The organism is Rhodococcus sp. P4_B6 (assembly GCF_056402215.1).
On record NZ_JBFUHV010000403.1, the window covers coordinates 1 to 2,092 of the forward strand.

The following is a 2,092-nucleotide window of genomic DNA, read 5'->3' on the forward strand; positions in this document are numbered from 1 at the left end:
GGGATCGATCTGCCGTCACCGTACGACGAGCGCGGCCAGGAGGCGCTGCTCGCGGACCTGGAGGATCCGAGTCAGCTCTCCGACGATGTGTTCACTTGGCTGATAGATATGCCCGGTGCCGCCGAAGATGGTCCGCGCGGGCTGCGCATGCACGACGCGACGCGTCCTCGGACTCGGGTGATTACACCGATTCCGTATCGCTAGATTGTCGATCGAGACTAGCCTTTTGGCATCGACACACGGTCCGCGGCACGAAGCGGGTTGGGGCTTCGAGCATCCTGAACGACCCCATTGCAATTACGGCGGCACTCGAATCAAGCTGAAATGGGCAGATATCGCGCCCCGCGACCGTTGCTTCCGGGTTCGAAGGGGCGACTACGCTCCAGAAATATGGACTATGGGCAGGTGTGGGGTGACGGTGCTTACGCACTCGTGTTTTCGCTGGTGTGGCTTTCTGCCGCGTCCTTGACAACCAAGCCGGACAGTCTTTGTTAGGTAGCCGGCTTCGAAACGCTACTGATGCGCCGGACTTTCCCGGCTGATCACCGACGCCGACTGGGTCGAGCCACACATCTAACGCAGGCCCGGGGCCCAGATCGCGCGCGAAGCTAGTCAGCTGGTTGGCGAGGCGTGCGGGATCGGACGACTTGCTCTGCAACTTCGAGTGGAATGCGTTCTTGCTCGATTCGTAGCGGACCGGAATGTTCTGAGTCGGTGATGCGGTTGTATACAACTCGTTCCGAATCGGTGAGATTCGGAAGTGGCTTACGCTGAGCGGAGATCGGGTTTCCGCGCCGATCAGTGCGTACACCGAATTGGTGGTATTCGTCGTATGTTTGTGGGCCCATGAGTATCGAATCGACCGAGCTGTGTTCGCTGCGGAGTTTGTTGAGGATTTCGTAGCCGTGGGCGTCGATGTCTCCCCAGTAGACGATACGTGGGCAATGCTGGAACCAGGTGTGGCGGGTGATTCGGTGGGTGATCGCCCATCCGCCGCCCTCGACGGCGATCCCTCTCGGGAGGGTAGGGAAGAACAGTGCGCTGTCCTTGTTTTCGGTGATAACGATGATGTCGGGTGGGTAGGCGACGGTGGCGTTGGTGTCGTCGGTGGCGAGGCTGTCGCGCATCCGGTTTCCGCGAGCACGCCAGTTCTGGTCCAAATAGGTCAGGTCGATGCGCTGGGGCCGGTCGATCAGGTCGAGGCTGTCCCGGTCGAGGAGGGCCAGGACCAGCGCGGTGTGCTTGTCGAGCCACTTTGCGTCTAGACCGGGGATCGGGACCTGCCGGGTAGTGAGGCCGGTGGCGTCGTGGTGGTGGAACCAGTCGACGGTGCGACAGAGCAGCGTGAAGTCGGTGTCGGCGAGGGCAACTGTCTGTTGAAGAAGGCGTGGCTGTAGCTCGAGGTCGAGGGTGTCGGAAAGGATTTGGCGGCGACGGCGGGCGCGGGCGATCGTGATGGACCAGTTTTCGGCGGCGAGAGCGGCGGCCGTGTCGAGGTCGGAGATGTCGAGATGTGTGGGGATGTTCAGGAGAAGCCGGCCTACACGGCGGCGCGCATAGCGGAGACTGCACGAGAGGTGGACGTGCTGAGCACCCCACTGGTCCCAGGCCTGCATGACCGGCCGGTGGGTGGTGGCGTAGTTGGTCTCGAGGTCGCCGCGGGCGGATGTGCCGATCGGGTAGGACCGTGGCCATCCTGCTGGCTCGTCGACAACCCAGGCCGCCCAGTGCTTAGCGAGCGCCTTGGTGAGGTCGGTGACGACGGCGGCAGGGTCTTTCATGATGTCGGCACCGGTGCGTCTGCGATGAATGCTGATGCCGTGGAGTAGCCCTCCGTGTCCTTGTTGATGAGGATGACCCGATCGACCTTGCGGGAGATCGCGGAGACCTTGTCGACAACCGATCCGGCAATGAGCTGGAACCCCAGGGTGATCCAGGCCTGCACGGCCCGAGAGGCGAACTGGGAGTCAGCCTTGATGAACGCCTCGTCGAGGATGATCGGGGCGAAGGTCGGGCGGGAGTTCTGTTCGTCTCCGAGCTGGTATCGCAGCGCCGCACCGACGATGAACGCCACCATCTCCTGCATCTCGCC

General features: G+C 62.5%; 2 protein-coding genes and 1 pseudogene. 1 reads left to right on the top strand and 2 read right to left on the bottom strand.

All coding sequences use genetic code 11. The features are described 5' to 3' along the window. A pseudogene (locus tag AC1DWT_RS50985) lies at window positions 1-204 on the top strand (hypothetical protein); the annotation flags it as partial. A gap of 404 nt (window positions 205-608) precedes the next feature. Here AC1DWT_RS50985 and AC1DWT_RS50990 read toward each other — a convergent pair. Then, complete coding sequence (locus AC1DWT_RS50990; protein WP_095870084.1) at window positions 609-1,781, bottom strand: Wadjet anti-phage system protein JetD domain-containing protein; 1,173 nt, start codon at window positions 1,779-1,781, stop codon at window positions 609-611. Next, a partial coding sequence (locus AC1DWT_RS50995; protein ID WP_477926236.1) for an SbcC/MukB-like Walker B domain-containing protein occupies window positions 1,778-2,092 on the bottom strand: 315 nt, incomplete at its 5' end. The genes AC1DWT_RS50995 and AC1DWT_RS50990, both read right to left, overlap by 4 nt.

What these genes read in the sequence shown, in the direction of transcription:
- AC1DWT_RS50990 (WP_095870084.1), bottom strand. Translation starts at nt 1,781, where the DNA reads ATGAAAGACCCTGCCGCCGTCGTCACCGACCTCACCAAGGCGCTCGCT.